21 protein-coding genes and 2 pseudogenes are annotated in these 23,531 nt (G+C 60.9%); 14 read left to right on the forward strand and 9 right to left on the reverse strand.

Going from position 1 to position 23,531, the window contains the following annotated elements; all coding sequences use genetic code 11:
- Window positions 1-44 precede the first annotated feature (44 nt).
- The 8 genes from L9059_RS21680 to L9059_RS21715 all read left to right on the forward strand — a co-directional run bounded on the left by L9059_RS21680 (window position 45) and on the right by L9059_RS21715 (window position 7,606).
- Window positions 45-1,193, forward strand: coding sequence for a muconate cycloisomerase family protein (locus tag L9059_RS21680; RefSeq protein WP_247292945.1), 1,149 nt, complete (start codon window positions 45-47; stop codon window positions 1,191-1,193).
- A 10-nt stretch (window positions 1,194-1,203) separates the two neighbouring features.
- Complete coding sequence (gene catC, locus L9059_RS21685; RefSeq protein WP_247292946.1) at window positions 1,204-1,494, forward strand: muconolactone Delta-isomerase; 291 nt, start codon at window positions 1,204-1,206, stop codon at window positions 1,492-1,494.
- Window positions 1,495-1,545: 51 nt separating this feature from the next.
- Window positions 1,546-2,475, forward strand: coding sequence for a catechol 1,2-dioxygenase (gene catA / locus L9059_RS21690; RefSeq protein ID WP_247292947.1), 930 nt, complete (start codon window positions 1,546-1,548; stop codon window positions 2,473-2,475).
- Window positions 2,476-2,653: 178 nt separating this feature from the next.
- On the forward strand, window positions 2,654-3,613 hold the full coding sequence (locus tag L9059_RS21695; protein ID WP_282615575.1) for an AraC family transcriptional regulator: 960 nt from the start codon (window positions 2,654-2,656) through the stop codon (window positions 3,611-3,613).
- Window positions 3,614-3,779: 166 nt separating this feature from the next.
- Window positions 3,780-5,144, forward strand: a complete 1,365-nt coding sequence (gene benA, locus L9059_RS21700; RefSeq protein ID WP_247292948.1) for a benzoate 1,2-dioxygenase large subunit — start codon at window positions 3,780-3,782, stop codon at window positions 5,142-5,144.
- On the forward strand, window positions 5,141-5,629 hold the full coding sequence (benB, locus tag L9059_RS21705; protein WP_247292949.1) for a benzoate 1,2-dioxygenase small subunit: 489 nt from the start codon (window positions 5,141-5,143) through the stop codon (window positions 5,627-5,629). Before benA ends, benB begins: the two co-directional genes overlap by 4 nt.
- Window positions 5,630-5,639: 10 nt before the next feature.
- Window positions 5,640-6,653 (forward strand): benzoate 1,2-dioxygenase electron transfer component BenC, encoded by a 1,014-nt coding sequence (benC, locus tag L9059_RS21710; RefSeq protein ID WP_247292950.1) that lies wholly within the window; start codon window positions 5,640-5,642, stop codon window positions 6,651-6,653.
- Window positions 6,654-6,838: 185 nt separating this feature from the next.
- On the forward strand, window positions 6,839-7,606 hold the full coding sequence (locus L9059_RS21715) for a 1,6-dihydroxycyclohexa-2,4-diene-1-carboxylate dehydrogenase (RefSeq protein WP_247292951.1): 768 nt from the start codon (window positions 6,839-6,841) through the stop codon (window positions 7,604-7,606).
- A gap of 49 nt (window positions 7,607-7,655) precedes the next feature.
- Here the strand turns inward: L9059_RS21715 and L9059_RS21720 are convergent, their stop codons facing one another.
- Window positions 7,656-8,018: an NUDIX hydrolase gene (locus L9059_RS21720; RefSeq protein WP_247292952.1), complete on the reverse strand. Its 363-nt coding sequence runs from the start codon at window positions 8,016-8,018 to the stop codon at window positions 7,656-7,658.
- 204 nt (window positions 8,019-8,222) lie between these two features.
- On the opposite strand from L9059_RS21720, the gene L9059_RS21725 reads away from it, so the two are divergent.
- The gene (locus L9059_RS21725; RefSeq protein ID WP_247292953.1) at window positions 8,223-8,414 is read left to right on the forward strand and encodes an SPOR domain-containing protein; all 192 of its coding nucleotides are present in this window, start codon (window positions 8,223-8,225) and stop codon (window positions 8,412-8,414) included.
- A gap of 54 nt (window positions 8,415-8,468) precedes the next feature.
- Here L9059_RS21725 and L9059_RS21730 read toward each other — a convergent pair whose 3' ends face one another.
- The gene (locus L9059_RS21730; protein WP_247292954.1) at window positions 8,469-8,708 is read right to left on the reverse strand and encodes a hypothetical protein; all 240 of its coding nucleotides are present in this window, start codon (window positions 8,706-8,708) and stop codon (window positions 8,469-8,471) included.
- Window positions 8,709-8,857: 149 nt separating this feature from the next.
- Here L9059_RS21730 and L9059_RS21735 point away from each other — a divergent pair, with 149 nt between their 5' ends.
- Window positions 8,858-9,193 carry a hypothetical protein gene (locus L9059_RS21735; RefSeq protein WP_247292955.1) on the forward strand — a complete coding sequence of 112 codons (336 nt, stop codon included), beginning with the start codon at window positions 8,858-8,860 and terminating at the stop codon, window positions 9,191-9,193.
- Between the two features lie 19 nt (window positions 9,194-9,212).
- On the opposite strand, the pseudogene L9059_RS21740 reads toward L9059_RS21735, so the two are convergent.
- A pseudogene (locus L9059_RS21740) lies at window positions 9,213-9,494 on the reverse strand (RrF2 family transcriptional regulator); the annotation flags it as partial.
- 1 nt (window position 9,495) lies between these two features.
- Between L9059_RS21740 and L9059_RS21745 the strand changes: the two are divergent.
- The 4 genes and pseudogenes from L9059_RS21745 to L9059_RS21760 form a co-directional block, all read left to right on the forward strand.
- Window positions 9,496-10,434: pseudogene (locus L9059_RS21745) on the forward strand (NAD(P)/FAD-dependent oxidoreductase); the annotation flags it as partial.
- 109 nt (window positions 10,435-10,543) lie between these two features.
- Window positions 10,544-11,833 carry an NAD(P)/FAD-dependent oxidoreductase gene (locus tag L9059_RS21750; protein ID WP_247292956.1) on the forward strand — a complete coding sequence of 430 codons (1,290 nt, stop codon included), beginning with the start codon at window positions 10,544-10,546 and terminating at the stop codon, window positions 11,831-11,833.
- 25 nt (window positions 11,834-11,858) lie between these two features.
- A complete protein-coding gene (locus tag L9059_RS21755; RefSeq protein ID WP_247292957.1) occupies window positions 11,859-12,413 on the forward strand; it encodes a helix-turn-helix domain-containing protein in 555 nt (184 codons plus the stop codon).
- A gap of 22 nt (window positions 12,414-12,435) precedes the next feature.
- Window positions 12,436-13,782: a glutamine synthetase family protein gene (locus L9059_RS21760; protein WP_247292958.1), complete on the forward strand. Its 1,347-nt coding sequence runs from the start codon at window positions 12,436-12,438 to the stop codon at window positions 13,780-13,782.
- Window positions 13,783-13,987: 205 nt separating this feature from the next.
- Here L9059_RS21760 and L9059_RS21765 read toward each other — a convergent pair whose 3' ends face one another.
- The 6 genes from L9059_RS21765 to L9059_RS21790 all read right to left on the reverse strand — a co-directional run bounded on the left by L9059_RS21765 (window position 13,988) and on the right by L9059_RS21790 (window position 23,529).
- Entirely contained in the window at window positions 13,988-14,215 is a 228-nt protein-coding gene (locus L9059_RS21765; RefSeq protein ID WP_247292959.1) for a DUF6555 family protein, read from the reverse strand.
- A 123-nt stretch (window positions 14,216-14,338) separates the two neighbouring features.
- The gene (tssA, locus tag L9059_RS21770) at window positions 14,339-15,427 is read right to left on the reverse strand and encodes a type VI secretion system protein TssA (protein WP_247292960.1); all 1,089 of its coding nucleotides are present in this window, start codon (window positions 15,425-15,427) and stop codon (window positions 14,339-14,341) included.
- A gap of 94 nt (window positions 15,428-15,521) precedes the next feature.
- Window positions 15,522-16,040, reverse strand: a complete 519-nt coding sequence (locus L9059_RS21775) for an Hcp family type VI secretion system effector (protein WP_247292961.1) — start codon at window positions 16,038-16,040, stop codon at window positions 15,522-15,524.
- Between the two features lie 160 nt (window positions 16,041-16,200).
- A complete protein-coding gene (tssM, locus tag L9059_RS21780; RefSeq protein ID WP_247292962.1) occupies window positions 16,201-18,696 on the reverse strand; it encodes a type VI secretion system membrane subunit TssM in 2,496 nt (831 codons plus the stop codon).
- Window positions 18,693-19,619, reverse strand: coding sequence for a type VI secretion system-associated protein TagF (tagF, locus tag L9059_RS21785; RefSeq protein ID WP_247292963.1), 927 nt, complete (start codon window positions 19,617-19,619; stop codon window positions 18,693-18,695). The genes tssM and tagF overlap by 4 nt, the downstream gene beginning before the upstream one ends.
- 31 nt (window positions 19,620-19,650) lie before the next feature.
- The gene (locus tag L9059_RS21790) at window positions 19,651-23,529 is read right to left on the reverse strand and encodes a type VI secretion protein IcmF/TssM N-terminal domain-containing protein (RefSeq protein ID WP_247292964.1); all 3,879 of its coding nucleotides are present in this window, start codon (window positions 23,527-23,529) and stop codon (window positions 19,651-19,653) included.
- Window positions 23,530-23,531 lie beyond the last annotated feature (2 nt).

The raw sequence follows: 23,531 nt of genomic DNA on the forward strand, positions 1-23,531 counted from the left end.
ACCAGAATCGGTTCCAGAACTCCAAGAACCTGACGGGTATCGAAATGCTTGCAACAGCCATTGAATCGATCGAGACGATCATCGTCGATCTGCCGACCATTCGCCCGCACAAGTTAGCCATGCACACCATGCAGAACCAGACGCTGGTGATCATTCGCGTGCGTTGCGCCGACGGCATAGAAGGTATCGGCGAAGCGACCACCATCGGTGGCCTGGCGTATGGCAACGAAAGCCCGGATAGCATCAAGACCAACATCGACCGCCACTTCGCGCCGCTGCTGCTGGGCCAGGACAGCGCCAATGTGAATGCCGCGATGTTGCGCCTGGAGCGCTGCATCCGTGGCAACACTTTCGCCAAATCAGGTATTGAAACGGCCTTGCTCGACGCCCAGGGCAAACGCCTGGGCCTGGCGGTCAGTGAGTTACTCGGCGGTCGGGTACGCAATGCGCTGCCAGTGGCCTGGACCCTGGCCAGTGGAGATACCGCCAAGGACATCGCCGAAGCGGAGCAGATGCTCGACCTGCGCCGCCACCGCATCTTCAAGCTGAAAATCGGCGCCGGTGAAGTCAATCGCGACCTGGCGCATGTGATCGCCATCAAGAAAGCCCTGGGTGATCGCGCCAGCGTGCGGGTGGATGTCAATCAGGCTTGGGACGAAGCGGTGGCCATCCGTGCCTGCCGAATCCTCGGTACCAACGGTATCGACCTGATCGAACAGCCGATCTCGCGCAACAACCGCGCCGGCATGGTGCGCCTGAACGCCATGAGCCCGGCGCCGATCATGGCCGACGAATCCATCGAATGCGTGGAAGATGCCTTCAATCTGGCCCGTGAGGGCGCCGCTTCGATCTTCGCCCTGAAGATCGCCAAGAACGGCGGCCCGCGCGCAGTGCTCAAGACCGCAGCCATTGCCGAAGCGGCGGGCATCGGCCTGTACGGCGGCACCATGCTCGAAGGCGGGATCGGCACCATGGCCTCGGCCCAGGCATTTATCACGCTGAACAAGCTGGCCTGGGACACCGAGTTGTTCGGCCCGTTGCTGCTGACCGAAGACATCCTCAGCGAACCGCTGGAGTATCGCGATTTCGAGTTGCACGTACCGACCACCCCGGGCCTGGGCCTGAATCTGGACGAAGGGCGCCTGGCGTTTTTCCGTCGCGACAAGTCTTCCACTGTTCTTCATCAAGTCTGAGGAGTGCATCATGCTGTTCCACGTAAAGATGACCGTGAACCTGCCGGTCGATATGAATACCGAGTTGGCCACCAAGCTCAAGGCTGACGAAAAGGCCTTTTCCCAGCGTCTGCAAGACCAGGGCAAGTGGCGTCACCTGTGGCGCATTGCCGGGCTGTATGCCAACTACAGCGTGTTCGACGTCGACAGTGTCCAGGAACTGCACGACCTGCTGATGCAACTGCCGCTTTACCCGTACATGGCGATCGAAGTCACCGCGATGTGCCGGCATCCTTCGTCGATTCGCGAGGATGACCGCTGAACCCAGCCTGTTCAGTTCGCTACGCTAATAATTACAAGATGAGGAACCACCATGAACATCAAGATTTCCCACACTGCTGCTGCCCAGCAATTTCTCGAAGAAGCCAGCGGCCTGCACAACGATGCCGGCAGCCCACGGGTCAAGGCGCTTATCTACCGTATTCTGCGTGACTCGGTGAACATCATCGAGGACCTGGCGGTAACGCCGGAAGAATTCTGGAAAGCCGTCAATTACCTCAACGTGCTGGGTTCGCGCCAGGAAGCCGGACTGGTCGTCGCTGGCCTGGGGCTGGAACACTATCTCGATCTGCTGATGGACGCCGAAGACGAGCAGGCCGGCAAGGCTGGCGGCACCCCGCGCACCATCGAAGGCCCGCTGTACGTGGCCGGCGCTCCCTTGTCCAACTTCGAGGCGCGTCTGGACGACGGCTTGGATCCGGGCGTGACCCTGTTCATGCAGGGCCAGGTGCTCAATACCGCTGGCGAACCTCTGGCGGGTGCAGTGGTGGATGTCTGGCACGCCAACACTGGCGGCACTTATTCCTACTTCGACAGCACCCAATCGGAGTTCAACCTGCGCCGGCGCATCGTGACCGACGCCGAAGGCCGTTATCGCTTGCGCAGCATCGTGCCGTCCGGCTACGGCTGCCCACCGGATGGCCCGACCCAACAACTGCTCGATCAACTGGGCCGTCACGGCCAGCGTCCGGCGCACATCCATTTCTTCATCTCGGCTGCGGACCATCGTCACCTGACCACCCAGATCAATCTGGACGGCGATGAATACCTGCACGACGATTTCGCCTACGCCACCCGTGACGAACTGATCGCCAAGATCACCTTCAGCGAAGATCAGGCTCGTGCAGCGGCCTATGGTGTCAGCGGTCGCTTCGCCGAAATCGACTTCGACTTCACCCTGCAGTCTTCGGCCCAGCCGCAAGAGCAGCAACGCATGGAGCGAGTTCGCGCACTCGAAGACTGATCCCCACAGAACGTGTGGGAGCCCGGCTTGCCGGCGATGGCGAATGTGCCGCCGCCATCGCTGGCAAGCCAGGCTCCTACAGGATTTGCCCACTCCCATGTGTCGGTCAACTCGTACATCGGTGCCGGCACTGCTTTAGAATGACCAGAACATCTATAACAAAAATGAGAGTGACCCGATGATGCACGCGCAACTGTTGAGTCAGCGCAGCACTGTATTCGACCATGCCGACCCGTACGCGGTGTCAGGCTACGTCAATCAGCATGTCGGAAATCATTGCATCCTGATGCCCCGGGCGGGGCAACCCCTGGCCAGCCTCAATCATCGCAAATTCGCCAGCCTCGACCTGTGCCGTATCAGCTACGGCGGCAGCGTTCGCGTCACCTCCGGCGCGCTCGAAACCATCTATCATCTGCAAGTGTTATTGCGCGGCAATTGCCTGTGGCGTGGTCATGCCCAAGAGCATTACTTCGCCCCCGGCGAGTTGCTGCTGATCAATCCCGACGATCCAGTGGATTTGACCTACTCCGACGATTGCGAAAAATTCATCCTAAAGATCCCCGCGTCGTTGCTCGAGTCGGTCTGCGACGAGCAGCGCTGGCGCTATCCGGGGCAGGGCGTGCGGTTTCTGGAAAACCGCTACCAGCTCAATGAACTGGAAGGTTTCGTCAACCTGCTGGCGATGATTTGCCAGGAGGCTGAGGCCACCGAGCAGATTCCCCGGGTGCAGGAGCACTACACGCAGATTATCGTCAGCAAGATGCTCAGCCTGATGAAGACCAATGTCAGCCGGCTGGAACTCGGCTCACAGGCTGCGACGTTCGAAGCGATTGCCGATTACATCGCCAGGAACCTCAAGCACGACATCGACAGCGAGGAACTCGCGCGCCAGGCCAGCATGAGCCTGCGTTCGTTGTATGGCCTGTTCGAACGCAACGCCTGCACCACGCCGAAAAACTACATCCGCCAGAAACGCCTGGAGCGCGTCAACGCCTGCCTCAGCGACCCGACCTGCATCGTGCGCAACGTCACCGAAATAGCGATGGATTACGGCTTCCTGCACTTGGGACGGTTCTCGGACAGCTACCGCAAGCAGTTCGGCGAGTTGCCTTCGGACACCCTCAAGCGCCGGCATTGACCGCAAACCCCGACCCTGTGGCGAGGGAGCAAGCTTCCTCGCCACAGGATCAGTGTCGCATTGAGGTTGCACTAATCGGATACAGGTCTGCACCCTGCGGATAGTCCGTCCCATCCCCTCCGTCCTAGCATGGCCCTGCCTGATAAAAACAATGGAGGCGGCGGCCATGACCCTGCGACCCGAATACCTGCAATCCCTGCTTGAAGACGATCCAGAGCAGGGTATCTATCGCTGCAAACGCGAGATGTTCACCGACCCACGGCTGTTCGACCTTGAGATGGAACACATCTTCGAAGGCAACTGGCTGTACCTCGCCCACGAAAGCCAGATCCCCAACAAAAACGATTTCTACACCACCACCATGGGGCGCCAGTCGATCTTCATCGCGCGCAACAAGGACGGTGAGCTCAATGCCTTCATCAACGCCTGCAGTCACCGCGGCGCGATGCTGTGCCGGCACAAGTCCGGTAACAAGAGCTCCTATACCTGCCCGTTCCACGGCTGGACCTTCAACAACTCCGGCAAGCTGCTCAAGGTCAAGGACCCGGCGGCGGCTGGTTACCCGGCGAGCTTCAATTGCGAAGGCTCCCACGACCTGACCCGGGTCGCGCGCTTTGAATCCTATCGCGGCTTTCTATTCGGCAGCCTCAAGGCCGACGTAGTCCCGCTGGTGGAGCACCTGGGCGAATCGGCGAAGATCATCGACATGATCGTCGATCAATCCGCCGATGGCCTGGAAGTGCTGCGCGGTTCTTCCAGCTACATTTACGAAGGTAACTGGAAACTCACCGCTGAAAACGGCGCCGACGGCTACCACGTCAGCTCCGTGCACTGGAACTACGCAGCCACCCAGAACCAGCGCAAGCAGCGCGAGGCCGGCGACACTAACCCGACCATGAGTGCCGGCAGTTGGGCCAAGCAGGGCGGTGGTTTCTACTCCTTCGACAAGGGGCACATGCTGCTCTGGACCCGCTGGGCCAACCCTGAAGACCGTCCGCTGTACGAGCGCCGCGACGAGCTCGCCCAGGACTTCGGCAAGGCGCGCGCCGACTGGATGATCGAGAACTCGCGCAATCTGTGCCTGTACCCCAACGTGTACCTGATGGACCAGTTCAGCTCGCAGATCCGCATTGCCCGGCCGATTTCGGTCAACCGCACGGAAATCACCATTTACTGCATCGCGCCCAAGGGCGAAAGCGATCACGCACGCTCCAGCCGGATTCGTCAGTACGAGGATTTCTTCAACGTCAGCGGCATGGCGACGCCGGACGATCTCGAAGAGTTTCGTTCCTGCCAGACCGGTTATCAGGGCAGCGTCACCGCCTGGAACGACATGTCCCGGGGGGCTGAGCACTGGGTCGAAGGCGCTGATGACGCCGCGAAGGAAATCGACCTGCAACCGTTGCTCAGCGGCGTGCGCACCGAGGACGAAGGCCTGTTCGTGCTGCAGCACAAATACTGGCAGCAGACCATGCTCAAGGCGCTGGCCGCCGAGCAGGCGAAGCTGATCGACGTGGAGGCCGTGCAATGATTATCACCTACGAAAGCGTGCGCGATTTTCTCTACCGCGAAGCGCGCTACCTCGACGACCGCCAGTGGGATGAGTGGCTGGAACTGTACGCGCCGGACGCCACCTTCTGGATGCCTTCCTGGGACGACAACGACGAACTGACCGAAGACCCGCAGCGGGAAATCTCGCTGATCTGGTACGGCAATCGCACCGGCCTTGAAGACCGGGTGTTCCGTATCAAGACCGAACGTTCCAGCGCCAGCGTGCCGGACACCCGCACCTCGCACAACCTCAGCAACATCGAGCTGCTGGAACAGGCCGACGGTGTCTGCAAGGTGCGCTTCAACTGGCACACCCTGAGCTTTCGCTACAAAACCGTCGACAGCTATTTCGGCAGCAGTTTCTACACCCTGGACATGCGCGGTGAAAACCCGCTGATCAAGGCCAAGAAAGTGATCCTGAAGAACGACTATGTTCGTCAGGTCATTGATGTCTACCATTTGTGAGGCCGTCGCCATGACACATTCCATCGCGTTCAATTTCGAAGACGGCGTCACCCGGTTCATCGACGCCAATCCAGGTGAAACCGTGGCCGACGCCGCTTACCGCCAGGGCATCAACATCCCGCTGGACTGCCGCGACGGCGCCTGCGGTACCTGCAAGTGTTTTGCCGAAGCCGGTCGTTATGACCTGGGCGAGGAATACATTGATGACGCCTTGACTGCTGACGAAGCCGAGCAGGGCTTTGTCCTCACCTGCCAGATGCGCGCCCAGAGCGATTGCGTGGTCCGGGTGCCGGCCTCTTCGGATGTCTGTCGCACTCGGCAGGCCAGTTTTGAAGCAACCATCAGCGCCGTGCGCCAGCTGTCCGACAGCACCATCGTGCTGTCGATCAAGGGCGAGTCCCTGAGCAAGCTGGCGTTTCTGCCGGGGCAGTATGTGAATCTGGGGGTCCCGGGCAGTACGCAGACCCGAGCCTATTCCTTCAGCTCGCTGCAGCGTGATGGCGAAGTGAGCTTCCTGATTCGCAATGTGCCAGGGGGACTGATGAGCAGTTTTCTCACCGGCATGGCCAAGGCCGGCGACAGCATGAGCCTGGCCGGACCATTGGGCAGCTTCTACCTGCGCGATATCCGTCGCCCTTTATTGCTGCTGGCTGGCGGCACGGGGCTGGCGCCATTTACTGCGATGCTGGAGAAGATCGCCGAGCAGGGCAGTGAGCATCCGTTGCACCTGATCTATGGTGTCACCCATGATTTTGACCTGGTAGAACTCGATCGCCTTGAAGCCTTCACCGCGCGTATCCCCAACTTCACCTATAGCGCCTGCGTGGCCAGCCCTGACAGCCAGCACCGGCTCAAGGGCTACGTGACCCAGCACATCGAACCACGGCATTTGAACGATGGTGACGTCGACGTCTACCTGTGCGGCCCGCCACCGATGGTCGAGGCGGTCAGCCAATACATTCGTGAACAAGGCATCGCGCCGGTCAACTTCTACTACGAGAAATTCGCCGCCAGCGCGGCCTGAGCCATACCGCTCACCCTGTAGAAGCGAGCTTGCTCCGGGCGGCGTTCCGACGATGGACTCCAGAGCGCCGCGTGCATCCAGGCTGCCCGCGTCATCGTTAATCACCATCGCGAGCAAGCTCGCTCCTACAAGGACGTGTTTCGTCCGGTAGGGCTCAGAACCGCATCTGACGTATCGAGGTACACATGAACAGATTCCACGAAAAAGTCGCACTGATCACCGGCGCCGCCCAAGGCATCGGCCGGCGTGTCGCCGAACGCATGGCGGCCGAAGGTGCGCGGCTGATCCTGGTCGACCGCTCCGAGCTGGTGTTCGAGCTGCAACAGCAACTGGGCCAGGACAGCTTTGCGCTGACCGCCGATCTTGAGCAATACAGCGAATGCGATCGTGTGATGCAGGCCGCCGTTGAGCGTTTCGGTCGCCTCGACATCCTGATCAACAACGTCGGCGGCACCCTCTGGGCCAAGCCATTCGAGCACTACCAAGCGTCACAGATCGAAGCCGAAGTGCGACGCTCGCTGTTTCCAACGCTGTGGTGCTGCCATGCCGCACTGCCGTTCATGCTGGAGCAGGGCAGTGGGGCGATCGTCAATGTCTCCTCCATTGCTACTCGCAGCATCAACCGTGTGCCCTACGGTGCGGCGAAGGGCGGGGTGAACGCATTGACCGCGTGCCTGGCGTTCGAAACTGCCGGGCGTGGCATTCGGGTCAATGCCACCGCGCCTGGCGGCACCGAGGCGCCGCCACGGGTCATCCCACGCAATAGTGCCGAACAGAGTGCAGAAGAGAAGGTGTGGTACCAGCAGATCGTCGACCAGACGCTCGATAGCAGCTTGATGAAGCGCTACGGCACGCTTGATGAGCAGGCTGGCGCTATTCTGTTTCTGGCCAGCGACGAAGCCTCCTACATTACCGGCATGATTATGCCGGTGGGTGGCGGCGACCAGGGCTGAGGTATTGACCGACAAGGCTGCAACGCCAGTGTCACAAGACTGATCAACCTTACAGGCGACGCTGGAACGCTTTGATGATGCGCAGCGTGGCATCGTTGGTGCTGAGATTGTGCACCGAATTCAGTGGATGCCAGATGCACTCGACTATTTCATTGGCCGGTCGGGCGACCTCGTAATCCACCACCGATGCTTCGTACACATGGTGGCAGGTAGCGCCTGACTCCAGCTCCATGACGTAGAGAAGGTCGTCGACCCCCAGGCTGGTTTCTTCCTGGAGCTCACGTATGGCTGCGTCGGCAATGGTCTCACCTGGCTCCACTTTGCCTCCGGGCAAGGCCCAGCGACATCCGTACTTGCGTACCAGGAGTACGTGGCGGTCCTGCTCGCAGATGACGGTTGCGCGTACTTTCATGCTCTATCCAAATGCTGGGCTGTCACAATAATGTCATAAAGTTGCAATAGTCAGGCCGTGCAGCGCGGGTTTCAGATGGTTGGAGCCCGGGAGGGGGGTAAAAGTGCAATCGCTGACGTCGCGACGTCTGGTCAGCACGATCGCCGGAGGCAGGTGTAAGGTAGACAGGTCAATCCTGGATACGATGCAGCAATGGAGGTTGTCATGAGTGTACCGATGCTGAACAAGATGCATATGAACGGTTACGACGTACTCAGCGTGAACAATGGTCCTTGGCGTGTCTGCACCAAAGGGGACCGTCTCGGCGCGTTTGCCAGTCGGGAAGAGGCATTGGCCTTTGCGGCCTCTTTGCCCGGCTATCGCGACAGATCGCCCAGACCGGCAAATAAACAGTAACTTCTTACCGTCATACGGTGGCGAGGGAGCTCGCTCCCTCTCCACCTGTGCCAATCAGTGAGCCTGGTTGCGCGTGATGGCCTTGGCCTTCACTTCAACGGCATACTGCGCCAGGCGTTCTTCATCCCCCTGGAGGACTTCACACAGTCGCTTTGCCGCCTTGGCGTCCACCTCGTTGCCCGCCTGCAGCAATTGCTCGGCAATGCGCAAAAGCTCGACTGCCGACCAGCGCAGGTCAGAGGCGACACCCTGCAAGTCCCGCCGAAGTTGCTGTTCCGATTCGTTAAGCCACATGCTGACCTCCTGCAATAATTCTTCGTTTCGAAATACTAGACCCTTTTCACTGCGGGGGAAGTCGAGCGGGCAATCATGAGCTTTTGTGTATCGAATGGATGTCTGCGCCGCCACGCGCTACATTTTCCTTTTAAACGAAGGAAAGCCTCATGCGGATGCTAATCGCTGGAATCGTACTGGCGTCACTGGCGGGTTGCTCGTTGCCCGCTTCCGTCGTGCCGGGTGAACCGAACGTCAGCAAGTACAGCGAGAAGCCGCCCAAGGAGTACGCCGCGTGCGTCTTGCCGTTATGGCAGAAGGAAGTATCGGCCACCCGCCAGGCCTCGATCTCCAACGGCTACCGGATCAATGCTCCCGGTATGATTAGCGCGGACGAGATCCTCGATATCGTGAAGAACAAGGACGGCAGTCGCGTGTCCCTGTATCAGGGGCCACCCTGGGCCAAATCGGGTGCACTGCGTCAGGCTGTGCGCGACTGCCTGTAGTCTTCAGCCGCGCTTGTGTTCAGTCGCTGATGTCGGTCAGCGGTATGCCTTGAGGGCTGGGGCTTTTCCTGTCCCGCCGATCATTGATCCAGGTGTCCACCTGCTCGGAGAATTCTGCCGGGGCCTTGCGCCCGACTTTCCTCGCGAGATCAAAAATGGTCTGCTGGGCCAGTGCTTCTTCCATGCGCTTTTGCGCCACCAGCATGGCGCCGTGCACTGAACAGTGGCCATCCAGCGCCCAGTCGGGCGCATTCCCTTCGAATAAAGCACAGCGCCCGCGTATTTCCTTGCAGTCGAATATGGGTTACCGGAATGCGGCGGGCGCCCAGCAGCTGTGCAGCTAAGACAAACTCGTGCTGGCCACGGGCAGCCGTCTGGCGCGACCGAGCACGGCGGGGGTGAACGAACACGCTTTTGATGTCGACCAGATCGAACAGGCCGTGCGCCTGGAACAACACCTCAAATGCCTCGCCGACCGACCGGACAGCGCCGCGCGCAATACCGTGGTGGTGGCGGGCGGTGGCTTCACCCGGATTGAAACGGCGACTGAGATGCCCGCCCGGCTGCGCGCCATTCTGGGTAACGCGGCGGACATCAAGGTAATCATCGTTGATCGCGGCGAGAAAATTGGCGCGTCGATGGGTGCCGACATCAGCGTTTCTATCGCTGAAGCGAGCGCCGAGGTGGGTGTGGAGTGGCGCTTGAAGTCGTCGGTGACCGGCGTCGATGCCAGCGGAGTGACCTTGGCCGATGGGCAGCGCATTGAAACCAGCACCGTGATCTGGACCACTGGTGTGCATGCCAGCTCGTTAACCGAACAGATCCCCGGCGAGCGCGATGCCTTGGGCCGCCTGCACGTGGACAGCCATCTGAAAGTGATCGGCCAGGACGACATCTTTGCCACTGGCGATGTGGCCTACGCGGCCTCCGATGACATCGGCAACCACGCCCTTATGACCTGCCAGCACGCCATCGTCCTTGGTCGTCACGCCCGCAACAACGTCGCCGCGCAAATGCTCGGGGTTGCCCCGACGCCTTACAGCCAGCCCAAGTACGTGACCTGCCTGGACCTCGGGGCCTGGGGCGCGGTGTACACCGAAGGGTGGGATCGCCAGGTCAAACTGGTTCGCCAGGAAGGCAAAGCGCTGAAGACACAGATCAACACCCAGTGGTTCTATCCGCCAGCGGCCAATCGTGAAACCGCTTGGGCCGCCGCCGATCCGCTGATCCCGATTGCCTGATTCCCTGCATCGAGCTCCTATGCGGCCGGAGGTCTGAAACGTTTGCCAATGTGAAATAATATGTGTAAATTTTCATGAAATTTTGATAAAAAAATTTCACGAGGTCTGCATGTTTCACCAATCCCCTCAGCATGTCGCCAGCTATTACGCCCACACCTGCGCCGATCGGCTGGTGAACCGCGATCCGCTGGTGGGCGAGCAGGACACCGAGGTGCTGATCATCGGGGCTGGTTTCAGCGGTTTGCACACGGCCTTGCGCCTGGCCCTGGCCGGCAAGCGCGTGACCTTGCTGGAAGCCAGTCGTGTGGCCTGGGCAGCGTCCGGGCGCAATGGTGGGCAGGCCATTCTTGGCTGGTCTTGCGACATGCCGCCGCTGGAGGCCGCTTTGGGGCACGAGCGCGCGCGACGCCTGTGGGACAGCATGCGCTGGGCAGCGAGGGAACTGCGTGATCTGCCCGGTCGGCATTATTTCGACTGTGATTACCGGCCCGGTCATCTCTGGACCTCGGTCATGCCGCGACGGGTAAGCCTGCTCACGGACTGGCAACACGAGGCCAGCCACAAATGGGGCCACGACGCCTTGCAGTTCATTCCCCGGGCAGAGTTACCGAACTGGGTGGCGAGTGACCGTTACCAGGCCGGCCTGTTCGATCCCGAGGGCGGACACCTCAACCCGTTGAAACTGGCACTGGGCCTGGCCGCCGCCATCGAGCGCGCCGGCGGCCGTATTCATGAGCAGAGCAAGGCCCTGGAATATCGCCAGGAGCGCGGCGGGTATGTGGTCACCACCGAACGTGGGCGCATTCGTGCCGATGTGCTGGTGCTGGCGTGCAATGCGTACCTTGATCAACTGGATCCGCAGCTGTCGAGTTGCGTGCTGCCGGTCGGTACCTATCAGGTTGCAACCGCACCGCTGGCGGAGCAGCAGGCCATCGCACTGCTGCCGCGCAATGTATGCGTGACCGACAATCAATTCGTGCTCGATTACTTTCGCCGCACGCCGGATCACCGCCTGCTGTTCGGCGGCGGCTGTACCTACCTGGGCGGCATGCCCAAGGACATTGCCGCCGCGACCCGACCCTTCCTGGAGCGGGTATTTCCCCAACTCAAGGGAGTGGAGCTGGAGTTCTCCTGGGGCGGGCATATCGACCTGACCCTCAAGCGCACGCCCGACATCGGTCGCCGGGGAGCACTCTATTGGCTGCAGGGCTATTCCGGCCACGGCGTGCTGCCGACACTGGCGGGCGCCCGCGCGGTGTCCGACGCGATACTGGGCCAGCCCGACGACCTTGCATTGTATCAAGGCCTGGTCAACGAACGTTTCCCCGGCGGAAAATACCTGGCCGCGCCGCTGGAAGCCGTGGGCAAGGCCTGGTATCGACTGCGCGACAGCCTGTGAACTGCACCATTTCCGGAGCCTTCAGATGGACATGCAAGAAGAGATATCGGCGCTGGCAATCCTGATCCAGGACCTGCGCAAACACAAAAAGTACACGCTCAAGGAGCTGGCGGACAAAATCGGCCGCTCGGTGGGTTTCCTTTCCCAGGTCGAGCGCGGGTTGTCCCGCCCGACAGTGGCAGACCTGACGGCCATCAGCGAAACCCTCGGCGTGCCCACCACCTATTTCTACAGCCTGCCCAAACCCATGGCGCTGCCCTGGGTCACGCGCCCGGACGAACGTCGCACCCTGTATTACGCCGATGGCATTACCGACATCCTGGTCTCGCCGAAAATGCGCGCCTCGTTTTCGATGCTCGAGAGCCGGCTGGAACCAGGGGCAAGCAGCGGCGAGCGGCACATGAACGACAGCTCGGAGCAGGGTGGTTACGTACTCGAAGGCGAGCTGACGTTGTGGCTCGATGACGCGCAGCCCGTAACGCTGCGAACCGGCGACAGCTTTCAACTGGCCAGTCACACCCATTGTCGCTACGGCAATCTTGGTGACCGGCTTACCCGCGTGCTCTGGGTCTACACCTGATAAAACAACAAGGAACACAATGATGGATGCTGTCTGCTCTGATCTGGTTGCTGAAGTACGTGCGTTTCGTCAGCGCTTTCCGGACGTTCGCTATGTCGACCTGATCGCCCTGGATATCCCCGGGCACTTCTATGGCAAGCGCTACCCGATCGAGATGCTCGAAAAGGTCGCGGCCGGAAGCGTTCTCAAACTGCCGCAGAACTGCGTGTTGCTGGGCACCCAGGGCGGCCTGTTCAAGATCGGTGACTACTGTTTCAACGACGGTGACCCGGATGCCACCCGCCGCCTCGTGCCCGGTACGCTGAAGCTGGTGAACTGGGAAAAGCAACCTTTGGGGCAGATGCTGATTACCTCCGATGGCACCGCCAAGCCGATCGAATTCGAGCCTCGCGAGGTCCTGGCGCAGGTACTGCAACGGCTCAGGGGCAAGGGCATTTTTCCGGTGGTGGCCTTCGAACTGGAGTTCTATCTGTTCGATCGTCAGTTGCGCGACGGCCTTCCGCAGTTTGCCCGGGACCCGCTGAGCGACGATGCCGATGATCAACCGAACATGCACATCGAGCGCCTGTCGCGTTTTTCCACGGTGCTGGATGACATGGTCGAAACCGCGCGGGCGCAAGGTATCGAAACTACCGTGATCACGGCGGAGTTGGGGCCCGGTCAGTTCGAGATCAACTTCGGCCACCTCGATGATGGGTTGCGCGCCGCAGACTGGGCGGCCCTGTTCTGTCGCAGCACCCGGGGCGTGGCGCTCAAGCACAACTACCGCGCCAGCTTCATGGCCAAGCCCTATGTGCAGCATCCCGGCAGCGGCATGCATGTGCATGTCAGCCTCTACGATGAGGCCGGTCACAACCTGCTGGCAGCCAACAACCAGCAACCCTTGCGTCATGCGGTCGCCGGCTGCCTTGAAGTGTTGCCACACTGCATGCCGATCTTCGCCCCGAATCACAATGCCATGCGCCGCCTCAGTGGCACGGTCAACACCGCCACCCACGCCAGTTGGGGCTACGAAGACCGCGACGCGTGCCTGCGGGTACCGGATTCGGATGCGAAAAACCTGCGGGTCGAACATCGCCTCGCCGGCGCCGATGCCAATCCTTACCTGGTGCTGGCGGCGATTCTAGTGGGTCTGGAACAAGGCCTGGAGGCCGGCCGTGAACCGATACCTGCGCTGAACGAAGATCGTACCAGTGGCATTGATTTCCCCACGCAAATGCTCGAAGCGGTGCAGGCCATGCAAGGCCATGCATCATTGCGCGAAGGCTTGGGTGCGGAGTTTGTAGATGTTTACTGCGAGAACAAGCGGCAGGATCATTTGGCATTCATGAACGAAATCAGCGCGCGGGAATATCGCTGGTTCATGTAATCCACCCTCAAAAAATATGTGGATATATAAGGGCTTAGAGACCTTAGTAACTTTACGGTTAATTAAAACATCTTGTTACAGTAGGAAATATTCAGTAATATCCGCCCCGCGTTCACCACCACGGTTTATGCATTTTTAAGTCCCAGGCGTCCATCAGCTGCCTGGGATTTTTTTTGCGCGGGATTTACCGGTAGGGGTGTCACCTTCACGGCAGCGCCTCCCACCTGACGTCGGTCAACCCGCACAGTTGCGCCTGCGTCCGCAGTTTGGCAAGCCCCTGCTGGTCCGGATCCTCGCCATAGGCCAGGCCGACACCTGCGTGCAGACAGGCGTAGTACCAGGCATCGGCATCGGTCATGTGTGAGTCGGGCTGGACAAAAACCTGTCGAGCATCGTTCAAGCGATACGTGATTTGAAAATGAAGGGCGCGCATCCGATTCTCCAGGCGAAGCCACTACGACCCTAATGGCTCATGGCCAGTTCCCTTTCTTTTTGGATCCCCCCGGGCGTCTGGTGTGAAACCGGCTCCACTGAGCCAGCTCGCGAAGGCGATGTATCAGCCTTTCGATTCCTTCGTCCCCAGCACATCACGGATGCTGTCCACCACGTTGCTGTCCTTGATCACATCGTTCAGCCAGCCCTCAAGCGGCATGTTGCCCCATTTGATCGCGCGTTCGATCAGGTACGGCACCGGGCTTTGCGGTTCGGTCTGCTTGAAAAACTGGGCGATGCCCGCCAGCTGGGTGAAGGCCTCGTCGCGGGTCAGGGGGGTGGTGCGCAAGGGGATGGACGAAGGATCTGGCTGGGTCTGGGTCATGGAGGCACCTGCGGGTTGGTCGACAACGCTTGGCGGGACGGGCGCAACGGGGGCGGGGTACAGCTCGATGCCGCGGTCCTTGAGCAGTTTCTCGGCCAGTTGCCCGGCACGGGTCAGCACGTCCGTCAGTGCGGCGAAACTTGGCGCATCCACGCCAAACAGCCGGTCTGTGGTGCTCTGCAACTGCTGGCAGGCTCGCAGGCTGGCGGCGATTTCGCCGGCCTTGAGGCGCAGGTGGTCGGAGTCGGTCAGCACCACCGAACGCTGGAACACCTCGGCGTTGATCTTGCCTTCATCAATCGCGGCACGCATGGCCTGGGGATTTTGCAGCGCGAGGTTTTCGATGTGCCGGGATTCGTCATACCGCAGCAGGCCGAACTGTTGCCCCTGGGTAATCGGCAATCCACCGACGACGTCCGCCAGCGAAGCTTTCAACCACGCCAGGCGCGCGGCGCGTTCATCAAGCCCGTCTTCCAGGGATGGGAACAGGTCCGCCCAGAACGAATCAAGAATGCGCTCGGCCAGTGTCAGGCCGAAGGTGATGCCGATGAAATGGTATTTATGCGCCAGGCCTTCACTGAGCCAGGCGACCAGCATCAGGTCCTTGCTCTGGCGAGCCAGGCCTTGTGCAGCCAAGGTGATGGTCAGGTCCCAATCCGAAGATTTGAGGTCGGTTTGCCAATCACCCTGGGTGAGATAATCGGGGTCTGCTCGACGCGCTTCTTTCACCTGGTCGAACAAGGTGGAAAAGCTCAGGTCTTCACCGCTCCCCTCGTTGATGGGCGCTGTCAGTTCGGCCAGGGAAAGGTCGTTGAGAAATTCAGACATAGGCAACTCTGATCAAGATAAAAGAACACCGCGCCCGGACGACAGGCGCGGTGCTTAGTGCGGGCCGCTCGCACGGCCCGCTAACGCAACGGACTTAAGCGAACACCTTGTTCGCCGTACGATCCCAACCGCCGGTGACGTTGCCGCCACCCTGGCCATCGGCACGGCTCTGCTGGGTGTAAGTGGTCTTGATGCGCGCGAAGTTGAAGCTGATCTCCTCGATCGGCAGGTCGCTGACCGCCTTGTCTTCACCGCCCTGGCTGCCGCCGGCGACGGCCTTGACGGAAGACACCACGACTTCTTCCAGGTTGATGGTCAGGTAGGTGACCTTGTCACCACCGGCGCGGTTGACGTTCAGCTGGATCTTGGCAATGTGAGTACCCTTGCAGCAGGCTTCGAACAGCTTGGCCGAAGCCTTGTCCACGGCCTTGCGGATGCTGAAGTCGCTCAACGCCACACGCTCCGACGAAGCACCGCCCGAAGAGCTTGCAGTCGCGGAGGTGGCCTGGGTGGCGCCATACTCGTAGCCCAGCACTTCGATCCAATCCTTGTGCTTGTCGTCCAGTACTTCGCCTGGAATGCCTTCGATCTGGATGTATGCGTCAAATGCCATTTCTAATTTCTCCTTACCTTCATTTAAGGTGCCGCTGCAAGCAGTCGACAACCCTTCGTTTTAACCTCTTTGAAATGATCAAAAGAGGTGTCTTACCGTTGCCCGGCTCTTGCATCGAAACGACCCGGGCAGCGATTTTTCTTGCTCTGGCGGCGCGGGGTCAGTTGATGGCCCGTACTTCGATTTCCACCCGACGGTTCGGCTCCAGACACTGGATCAGCTGCGCCCGGGGTTGCGTCGCATCGCATTTGACCAAGGGCTTGGAGCTGCCTTCGCCGATGGCTTCGACCAGCTCACCGGGCACACCTTTGCCCACCAGATAAGTCTTGATGGTCTGCGCGCGCTGCTGGGACACCTGCAAGTTACTCTGCGGGTCGCCCAATTGATCGGCATGCCCGGCGATGATGATCTTGCCGATGTCCCGAGTGTTCAGCAGCTTGCTGGCGATGCTGCTGAGCTGGCTCTGTCCTGCGGCTTTCAGGCTCTGGAAGTCAGCGCGGCCGAAGGCGAACAGGGTGTCCGATTCCAGGGTAATGGTCTCGATCGAGCGCAATGACTGGGTCAGCAGGCTGTTGATGTAGTTGCGCGAGCTGGACGTGAGGAACGCGTTGTCGAGAATGCGCGGCACGTCTTGCTCGTGGATCTGGTCGCTGTAGAAATTGATCTGCCGGCTGGCGTACTCGTAGTCCTGATTCGCCCCTGCCACGCCGTTGGCCGCACCGATGGACTTGCCGGTCTGGCGGGCAATCGCGGGGTACCAGTAGTCCGGTATTTTCGCCTTGAGGAACGCTGGGTCAGCCTTCTCGCGCTGGGCCCTGGATAGCATCACGTAGGTGTCCAGAGTGGTCTTGCCGAAGGCGGCGATGGACTGTGCGCGGTTATCGTCAGGCAGGGCCTTGGGCTCTACGCTGTCGATACCGGTCACGGGCAACAGTTGGTGGGTGTTGCGCTGGTACACCTTGAGCGTGGTCAGCAGGTACAGCGAGCGTGTCAGGTTGTCCGCCGTCGGCTTGAGCATCACGCTTTCCAGACGGCTGAAATAATCGCTGCGCAGCAGTGGCTCGACTTTGTAGCCCTGATACAGCCCCAGGCGCATGCGCAGCGGCACTCCGTCCTGGTGATGCTGAGCGTAGTAGTGGGCAGTCCAGAAGCGCATGCGGTCCAGGGTTTGCCACGCGGTGTATTGACCTGTCGCCGCCGCGTCAGCGGACGCGGCCTGGGCCAGTTCCGTGGCGATGCCCTGCACGGTGTCGCGGTTGTTCACATAAGACCAGCCCAGCAGGCCGCACAACAGCATCGCCAGCACGCCCGTGCCACCCATCCAGGCCGCCTTGCGTCGACGCTCGCGGTGGTTGGTGGTGTAAAGCGCCACCAGATGCTGGTCCGGGATAATCACTTTGCGGAACAGGCTATTGATGAACATCGGACGCGGTTGCGCGTCGCCGCTGACAATCGCCTGATCGCTTTCCAGGGAAAAGCGCTCGGTGACCTGGCGGGCATGGCCACCCAGCTCCGGCTGGTCGGCGTCCAGGGCGCTGGTGAAATAGAAGCCGCGCAGCAGTTCGGCCTTTTGGTACGGGTTGGCGCGCAACAGCGCGTCGACAAACAATCGCAGGCGCGGTTTCAGCGCCGCCAGTTCCAGCGGGAAGCGGTACACCGCCGAATCCTGACGGGTGATCTGAATGTCCTGGGTCACCAATTGTCGGCTCGCCACCTGTTGCCAATAGGCAACCAGTTCGTCCATCGCTACACCGAATTGCCGGCCCCAATCAGCCTGCTCATAGCCTTTGTGGGCAAAGGTCTTGCCCATCACTTCGCCGCGGGCCGCTTCATCCAGCTGGCGGTAGAAGGGCGCGAAGCCCGGCACTAAATCGCACTTGGTGAACACCAGGTACACCGGCAGGCGTACTTCCAGCAGCGCGTGGGTTTCCTGAATGCGTTCGCGCAAGCGCTTGGCGATGCGCTCCTGGTCGTCGAGGGACGCCTGCAGGATGTCGTGGATGCTCACCGTCACGATCAAGCCATTGAGCGGCCGGCGTTGGCGATGCTGACGCAGCAGCTGCAGGAAGGCGCGCCACTTGCCGGCTTCTTCCTGGTTGTTCATGTAGCGTCCGGCGGTGTCCAGCAACACGGCTTCGGAGCTGAAAAACCAGTCGCAATTGCGCGTGCCGCCCAACCCCGCGACCCGGGCGCCTTCGCGTTCGGCATAGGGGAAACTCAAGCCCGACTGATAGAGCATGGTGCTCTTGCCGGCCGCTGGCTGGCCGATCACCAAGTACCAGGGCAGGGCGTACAACGCGTCCTTGGGATTGCTCCCCCGGGGCTTGTTGTTGTGCAGGCGTTCGATGCTTTGCAGCAGGCGTTCGCGCAGCAGGCTGACTTCCTCGCGGTCCGCCGGGCTGGCGTTCAGCACGGCCTGGTCGGCGTCATCACGTAGCAGGCCTTCGAGGTTGTGATGCCGCGAGACCCCGCGATAAAGCAGCAGTACGTAGCCGGACGACAGCAGTACAAACACGCCGATACCGCTGAGCAAGCTGTTCAGCGAACTGAAACCGAGCGCCCGCCCGATGCCCCAGACCAAAAAGATCGTGAGGAAGAAGGCGACACCCAAAAAGTAGGGTTGATACCGCAAGAAGTAATACTTGATCTTGTTCATACAGACTTCGAATCCAGGGCGTCGACAAAACGGTCGATGACGTCATCAAGGGGGCGGTCGATTTCGGGAAAAATGTGTGCAGGGTGGTGCTCGTCAAAGGCATCGAAGGACGCCAGCACGTCATAGTTCTGCCCGCAATCGCCGCTGCCGGTGAGCACGCGATAGGCATTACTGGTGGTGCGTGACGCAAAGCAGATCAGGCGCGGACGCATGAAGTCGTCCGCCAACAGGCTGACCTGTGGCACGGCGTTGCCAGGCGTCATGCGCGTGAGCCAGGTGAGCCATAGATCGGCGGTCGGATTTTTCAAGCCGCGCTCCGCCGGCAAGGGCAGGGTGATGCCGATGGGCATGCCGTGTTGCAGGGGCTTTTGCAAGGCTTGCAGACGGGTCAGCACGGCGTTGGTGACGAACTCCGGGTACGAACCCTCCAGCGCGGTCGCGATGTCGCGCAGGTTGAAGTCCAACAGGAATTTGCCGTGCACCCGGCGAAACAGGCCGAAATCGTTGACCTGCAGCGGGCGCAGGGCCTTGATGCGTTCGAACAGCAACAAGGTGCTTTCGCCTTGTGCCGCCATGTGCAGCAACGGTTTGATCTGCGCGCTGAACAGTTCACCCAGGGTGAATGGGTTGACGAAAGGCTCGGCGTCGCCGGCTTTCACCGTCTGGAAAATGAAGAACGGATAGCGCCGCTGGCTGGCGTCCATTGAGCTGATCAGCCCGCCCAGCAGCCAGTTGCCGCTGCGCGCGCGATAGCTGAAAAAGCACAACGGCAAGGCGTCGAACAAGCCGCGCCAGTCCTCGCGATGCTGCAGGGTCGCCAGGGCGCCTTGCAGCCAGCCATCGAACTCGCAGACATCGTCAGCCGCTCCGTGCAGGCTGACGAAGTCCGGGCTCGCGGGCACCTTGCCGAAGCAGCCAATCATTGGCCGCGTCCCTGATTTATCGCCAGCGTGCTCACTGGACCCGACCGCCGGCCGCATTGAGCGAACTCAAGGCCTTGACGTTAGCCAGGTCAGTCAGCTTGACGCCGCCGTAGTTGCGCACGGTGAGGCTGACTTGGCCGCTGGCGGTGTTCCAGCTGAAGCGTTGCTGGATGCCGTCCAGGTCACGGACCCGCGCACTGTCGTTCATACGCAGCAGGCCCCAGCGGCCTGGATAATCGAACACAGTGATGCGTTCGCCGGCCAGCGTCACCACGTCCATGCGAGCGCCTGGAGCGGTGGTGGTGCCGGGCCAGGAAAAGCGGCTCCAGCTGGTCTTGCCGTTGCGGTAATGCTGCACCTGGCCATCGAGGGTGAAGATGATGTCGGTGAAGTAAGCCGAAGGTTCGAGCATGATTTCGAAGCCATTCTCACGATCCGACAGGCTGGCGATTACCTGGCCCAGGGAGCTGGCCTTGTCGATGCTGTTGACCATGTTCGGGTTGACCAGCGGCGTTGATTTGCTCGCGCTGCTCATGCCCAGGCCTTCGCCCCCGGAGAGGTTGCCGATTTCGTTGCGCTTGAAGTTCGGCAGCAAACCGGACTCGGGGTCGACGAAGCGCTGCAGGTCCTTCACCGACGCTTCGTTGCGACTGTTAGCGGCGATCGGGAAGCGGTGCGCCATGACCTGCTCCCAGGGCTTGGCAATCTGTTGCGCCCAGGCCTTGGCGATTTGCTCGCCAGCCGGATCGCGCAGGGTTTCCCAGGCAAACTGGATCGGCAGGCTGAACAGCCCTTGCAGCGAGGTCGACAAGCCGCCCTGGCTGGTATCCACCGTGGTCTCGACGTAGTTGCGCACGCTAGTGACTTCGCTTGGCTGACCTTCAAGGGTCTCGCTGATCAGTTGCTTGCTGCTTTTGCCCACGTCCTGGGAGCGCTGGATGTTGTTCATCCGCACCTTGAGCTTGCGCAGTGCCGCCAGGTAGCGATCCATGATGGTGCTGTCGGCGCCTTCGGCATTCTGTACCGCGAAGACTCGCGATACCGGTTCGAAACGCTTGGCCAGGCTGCCATCATCCACGGCCGGCAACGGCGAAATCAGCGCGTTTGGCGAAGTGTCCTGGCCATCGAAAATGCCCGTGACCTTGCCCCAGAAACCGTCATCAAGCTTGATCCCGGGTTGCTGGGTGGTGCGCGGTGCCGGTACATCCCATAGGGTATTGTCGTTGACCGCCGCCAGCAGGTTTTTCACCGGTGAGTTCTGCACGTCGCTGAGCAGCGACAGTTGTCGGGTCGCATTGGCCATGTCGGTGAAATGGCGCACGCCCACACTGTCGACGAAGCCGTACCAGGCTTGGGCATAGTCACGCTTGTAGCGCGTCATGAACTCACGGATGAAGTTGGCTTTCTGCACCAGGCTGTCGCCGCCTTCACCGTCAAGTACCCAGTCCGATTCGTTGCGCAGCTTGCCCGATACCAGCTTGATCAGCTCCGGCTTGACGAACTGCTCCCAGCCCTGGCGGGTGAAAATCGCCGGCACTGCCTCGCTGCCGTAAAGCAATTGACGACCTGGCAACGGCACCAGGTCGCTCAGGCCTATGGCCGGGAACTGACGGCTGGATTCCAGTTGCAGACGCAGGTATTCACGGTCCACCAGGGAGCTGGAGATCATGAACGACTTCAGGCTGTTGCGGGTTTCGCTGATTAACTGCTCGTTGCGCGGCAGGGTAGGTGCCTGGCGGTTTTTCAGCAGTTGCACATAGACCGGCGCGTTGTCCTGGATGACCTCGCTGCTCACTGGATTCTGCGCAGTGGCGGTATTGGCCCAAGCCACCGGGAAGGCCGCCCCGACGAACTCCGGCTCTGGATGAGAATTCGGTTGGGTCAGCATCAGGTACAGCTTCAGTGCGTTATAGGATTCGATGATCGACGCGACCTGATGCTCGTCCAGGCGACCGAGCATTTCCTCGGACAACGACAGCCCGCCGGTAGTCGCCGACAGATCGGCGGCGTCGCTGGCGGTGGCCGGGTTGCGCAAGGTGTTCATGGCATCGCCACGAACCTTGTTTGCTGCACCTTTGGCGGCGCCGCTCAGGCGACTCCCGACTTCGCCGGCGCTGCGCGGCACGCTGCTCAGGCGCGAGGGCAGTTTTAACCCCGGGACCTGGGCTTTGGCGTTGGCGCTGCCAGCTGTGGCGGGTGCCGCCGCGAAGGTGTTCTGCGGGTCCATGGTTTTGGCGAATTCATTAAATGCGCGCATCTGCAATTGCAACTGCAAGGTCACCGGTTCCAGTGCCTGGGTGCGCAGTTGCTGCAGATAGGCATTTTGCGCGACCCGGTAGATGTCATCGCCACGGTACAGCCCCGCACTCAATGGCAGCGGTACGCCCTGGGCGCGGTGTTTCTCGATGGCGCTGAGCTGATTGCGCAGCAATTCCAGGCCCTGGCCGGAGGCGAGCAGCTGCGCACGGTCCGGCGACTGCTGCAGTTGATTCAACTGATCGCGCAAGGAGGCCAGCCACTGGCGGTTGTTCTGGTACGACAGCGCCTGCCAGCCAATGAACCCCAGCCCGGCCAGCAGCGCTACGCCCAGCAGCACAGGGCTCAGGGATTTATTGTGGCCCAGGCGCGACTGGTACAACGTCAGGTCGCGGTCGGGGAAAATCACCCGGCGGAAGGTATCGGTGATGAAGTAGCTGCGGTCGTTGATTTTCTTGCCGTTACTGTCCGCGTCCTGCCCGGCTTGCGGTTGCAGGGCGAACGACTCGGCGAGGTCGTCTTCATACACCCGGCTCAGCTGCTGATCGGTCTGCAGTGCGCTGGTGAAATACAGGCCACGCAGCACAAGGGGTGCGCCGGCGTGACGGTGGTCGGCGAAGTGCTGGAGGAATTGCTCCAGCACCATCGACAGCTCGGAGAAATAGTTCGGGAAATTCAGCAGCGCGCTGTTGGCATCGGCGCCCAGGGCAATCATCTGCGCGTCGACGTGGCGGCGGATGTGGCTATGCAGGTTGGCCAGCTTGGCATCCAGCACCGGGCGCAGGCCCTGGTGGCGGATCTCCGACAGGCCGAAGGTCATGCCCAGGGGTTGCTGGCGTTCGTTGAGGTCCAGGCCTTCGAACGCCTGGCTGAAACCGGGCAGTTGGTCGGTCTTGCTCAACATCAGGTAGATCGGCGGGTTGGCTTCCAGGCAATCGGTGTATTCCTCGATACGCGACACCAGCTGCGCGGCCAACTTGTGACGCTCGTCCGCGCTGGCCGCCAGCAACTCGGGCAGGCTCACCACCAGCACCAGGCCGTTGACCGGGGCTTTTTTGCGCTGCTTTTTCAGCATGCGCAGGAACCCGGCGAATTCGCTGGCGGACTGGTCGTCGCGCAGGTAGCGCCCGGCCGTATCGATCATCACGGCTTCGGGGCTGAAGTACCAGTCGCAATGCTGGGTGCCGCTCTGGGTGTCGTTGGCGTTGCTGGCGATGCTCGCCGACAGGCCGGAGCGGGTCAGCAGCGAGGTCTTGCCGGCGCCGGACATGCCGATCACCAGGTACCACGGCAGGTCGGACAACGCCGACGAGCCGCCGCCACCGGCCGCGCGATCGGTACGCAGCATGGCGATGGCGTGCTTGAGGCGTTCGCGCAGCACTTGCTGGTCACGAAACTCGCCGGTGGACTTGGCCGAGCGATCCACTTCACGCTGCACCAGGTTCTCAAGGTTGTGTTCGGCGCGAATGCGCTGGTACTGGCGCAGCACGATAAGCAGGAGGTAAAAGGCGCTGATGATCGCCATCGCCTCCAGCGCATAACCGCGCAGCCAGCTCACATGCGGCGCTGCGAACCAGCAGACCGCCAGGCTCGCCAGCCACAGGACCGGGACGACAAACCAAAAACTTTTCAACAAACGCAATAATGTCTTCATGT

The organism is Pseudomonas violetae (assembly GCF_023072615.1).
GTDB lineage: Bacteria > Pseudomonadota > Gammaproteobacteria > Pseudomonadales > Pseudomonadaceae > Aquipseudomonas > Aquipseudomonas violetae.

Excerpts from the sequence above, each read along its gene's own strand:
- benA (WP_247292948.1), top strand. The coding sequence starts at position 3,780 with ATGACCCTGCGACCCGAATACCTGCAATCCCTGCTTGAAGACGATCCA.
- L9059_RS21790 (WP_247292964.1), bottom strand. The coding sequence starts at position 23,529 with ATGAAGACATTATTGCGTTTGTTGAAAAGTTTTTGGTTTGTCGTCCCG.
- tssA (WP_247292960.1), bottom strand. The coding sequence starts at position 15,427 with ATGTCTGAATTTCTCAACGACCTTTCCCTGGCCGAACTGACAGCGCCC.
- L9059_RS21735 (WP_247292955.1), top strand. The coding sequence starts at position 8,858 with ATGCGGATGCTAATCGCTGGAATCGTACTGGCGTCACTGGCGGGTTGC.
- L9059_RS21755 (WP_247292957.1), top strand. The coding sequence starts at position 11,859 with ATGGACATGCAAGAAGAGATATCGGCGCTGGCAATCCTGATCCAGGAC.
- catA (WP_247292947.1), top strand. The coding sequence starts at position 1,546 with ATGAACATCAAGATTTCCCACACTGCTGCTGCCCAGCAATTTCTCGAA.
- L9059_RS21765 (WP_247292959.1), bottom strand. The coding sequence starts at position 14,215 with ATGCGCGCCCTTCATTTTCAAATCACGTATCGCTTGAACGATGCTCGA.
- benC (WP_247292950.1), top strand. The coding sequence starts at position 5,640 with ATGACACATTCCATCGCGTTCAATTTCGAAGACGGCGTCACCCGGTTC.
- tagF (WP_247292963.1), bottom strand. The coding sequence starts at position 19,619 with ATGATTGGCTGCTTCGGCAAGGTGCCCGCGAGCCCGGACTTCGTCAGC.
- L9059_RS21680 (WP_247292945.1), top strand. The coding sequence starts at position 45 with ATGCTTGCAACAGCCATTGAATCGATCGAGACGATCATCGTCGATCTG.
- L9059_RS21775 (WP_247292961.1), bottom strand. The coding sequence starts at position 16,040 with ATGGCATTTGACGCATACATCCAGATCGAAGGCATTCCAGGCGAAGTA.
- L9059_RS21730 (WP_247292954.1), bottom strand. The coding sequence starts at position 8,708 with ATGTGGCTTAACGAATCGGAACAGCAACTTCGGCGGGACTTGCAGGGT.
- L9059_RS21720 (WP_247292952.1), bottom strand. The coding sequence starts at position 8,018 with ATGAAAGTACGCGCAACCGTCATCTGCGAGCAGGACCGCCACGTACTC.
- L9059_RS21695 (WP_282615575.1), top strand. The coding sequence starts at position 2,654 with ATGATGCACGCGCAACTGTTGAGTCAGCGCAGCACTGTATTCGACCAT.
- L9059_RS21725 (WP_247292953.1), top strand. The coding sequence starts at position 8,223 with ATGAGTGTACCGATGCTGAACAAGATGCATATGAACGGTTACGACGTA.
- L9059_RS21760 (WP_247292958.1), top strand. The coding sequence starts at position 12,436 with ATGGATGCTGTCTGCTCTGATCTGGTTGCTGAAGTACGTGCGTTTCGT.
- benB (WP_247292949.1), top strand. The coding sequence starts at position 5,141 with ATGATTATCACCTACGAAAGCGTGCGCGATTTTCTCTACCGCGAAGCG.
- catC (WP_247292946.1), top strand. The coding sequence starts at position 1,204 with ATGCTGTTCCACGTAAAGATGACCGTGAACCTGCCGGTCGATATGAAT.
- tssM (WP_247292962.1), bottom strand. The coding sequence starts at position 18,696 with ATGAACAAGATCAAGTATTACTTCTTGCGGTATCAACCCTACTTTTTG.
- L9059_RS21715 (WP_247292951.1), top strand. The coding sequence starts at position 6,839 with ATGAACAGATTCCACGAAAAAGTCGCACTGATCACCGGCGCCGCCCAA.
- L9059_RS21750 (WP_247292956.1), top strand. The coding sequence starts at position 10,544 with ATGTTTCACCAATCCCCTCAGCATGTCGCCAGCTATTACGCCCACACC.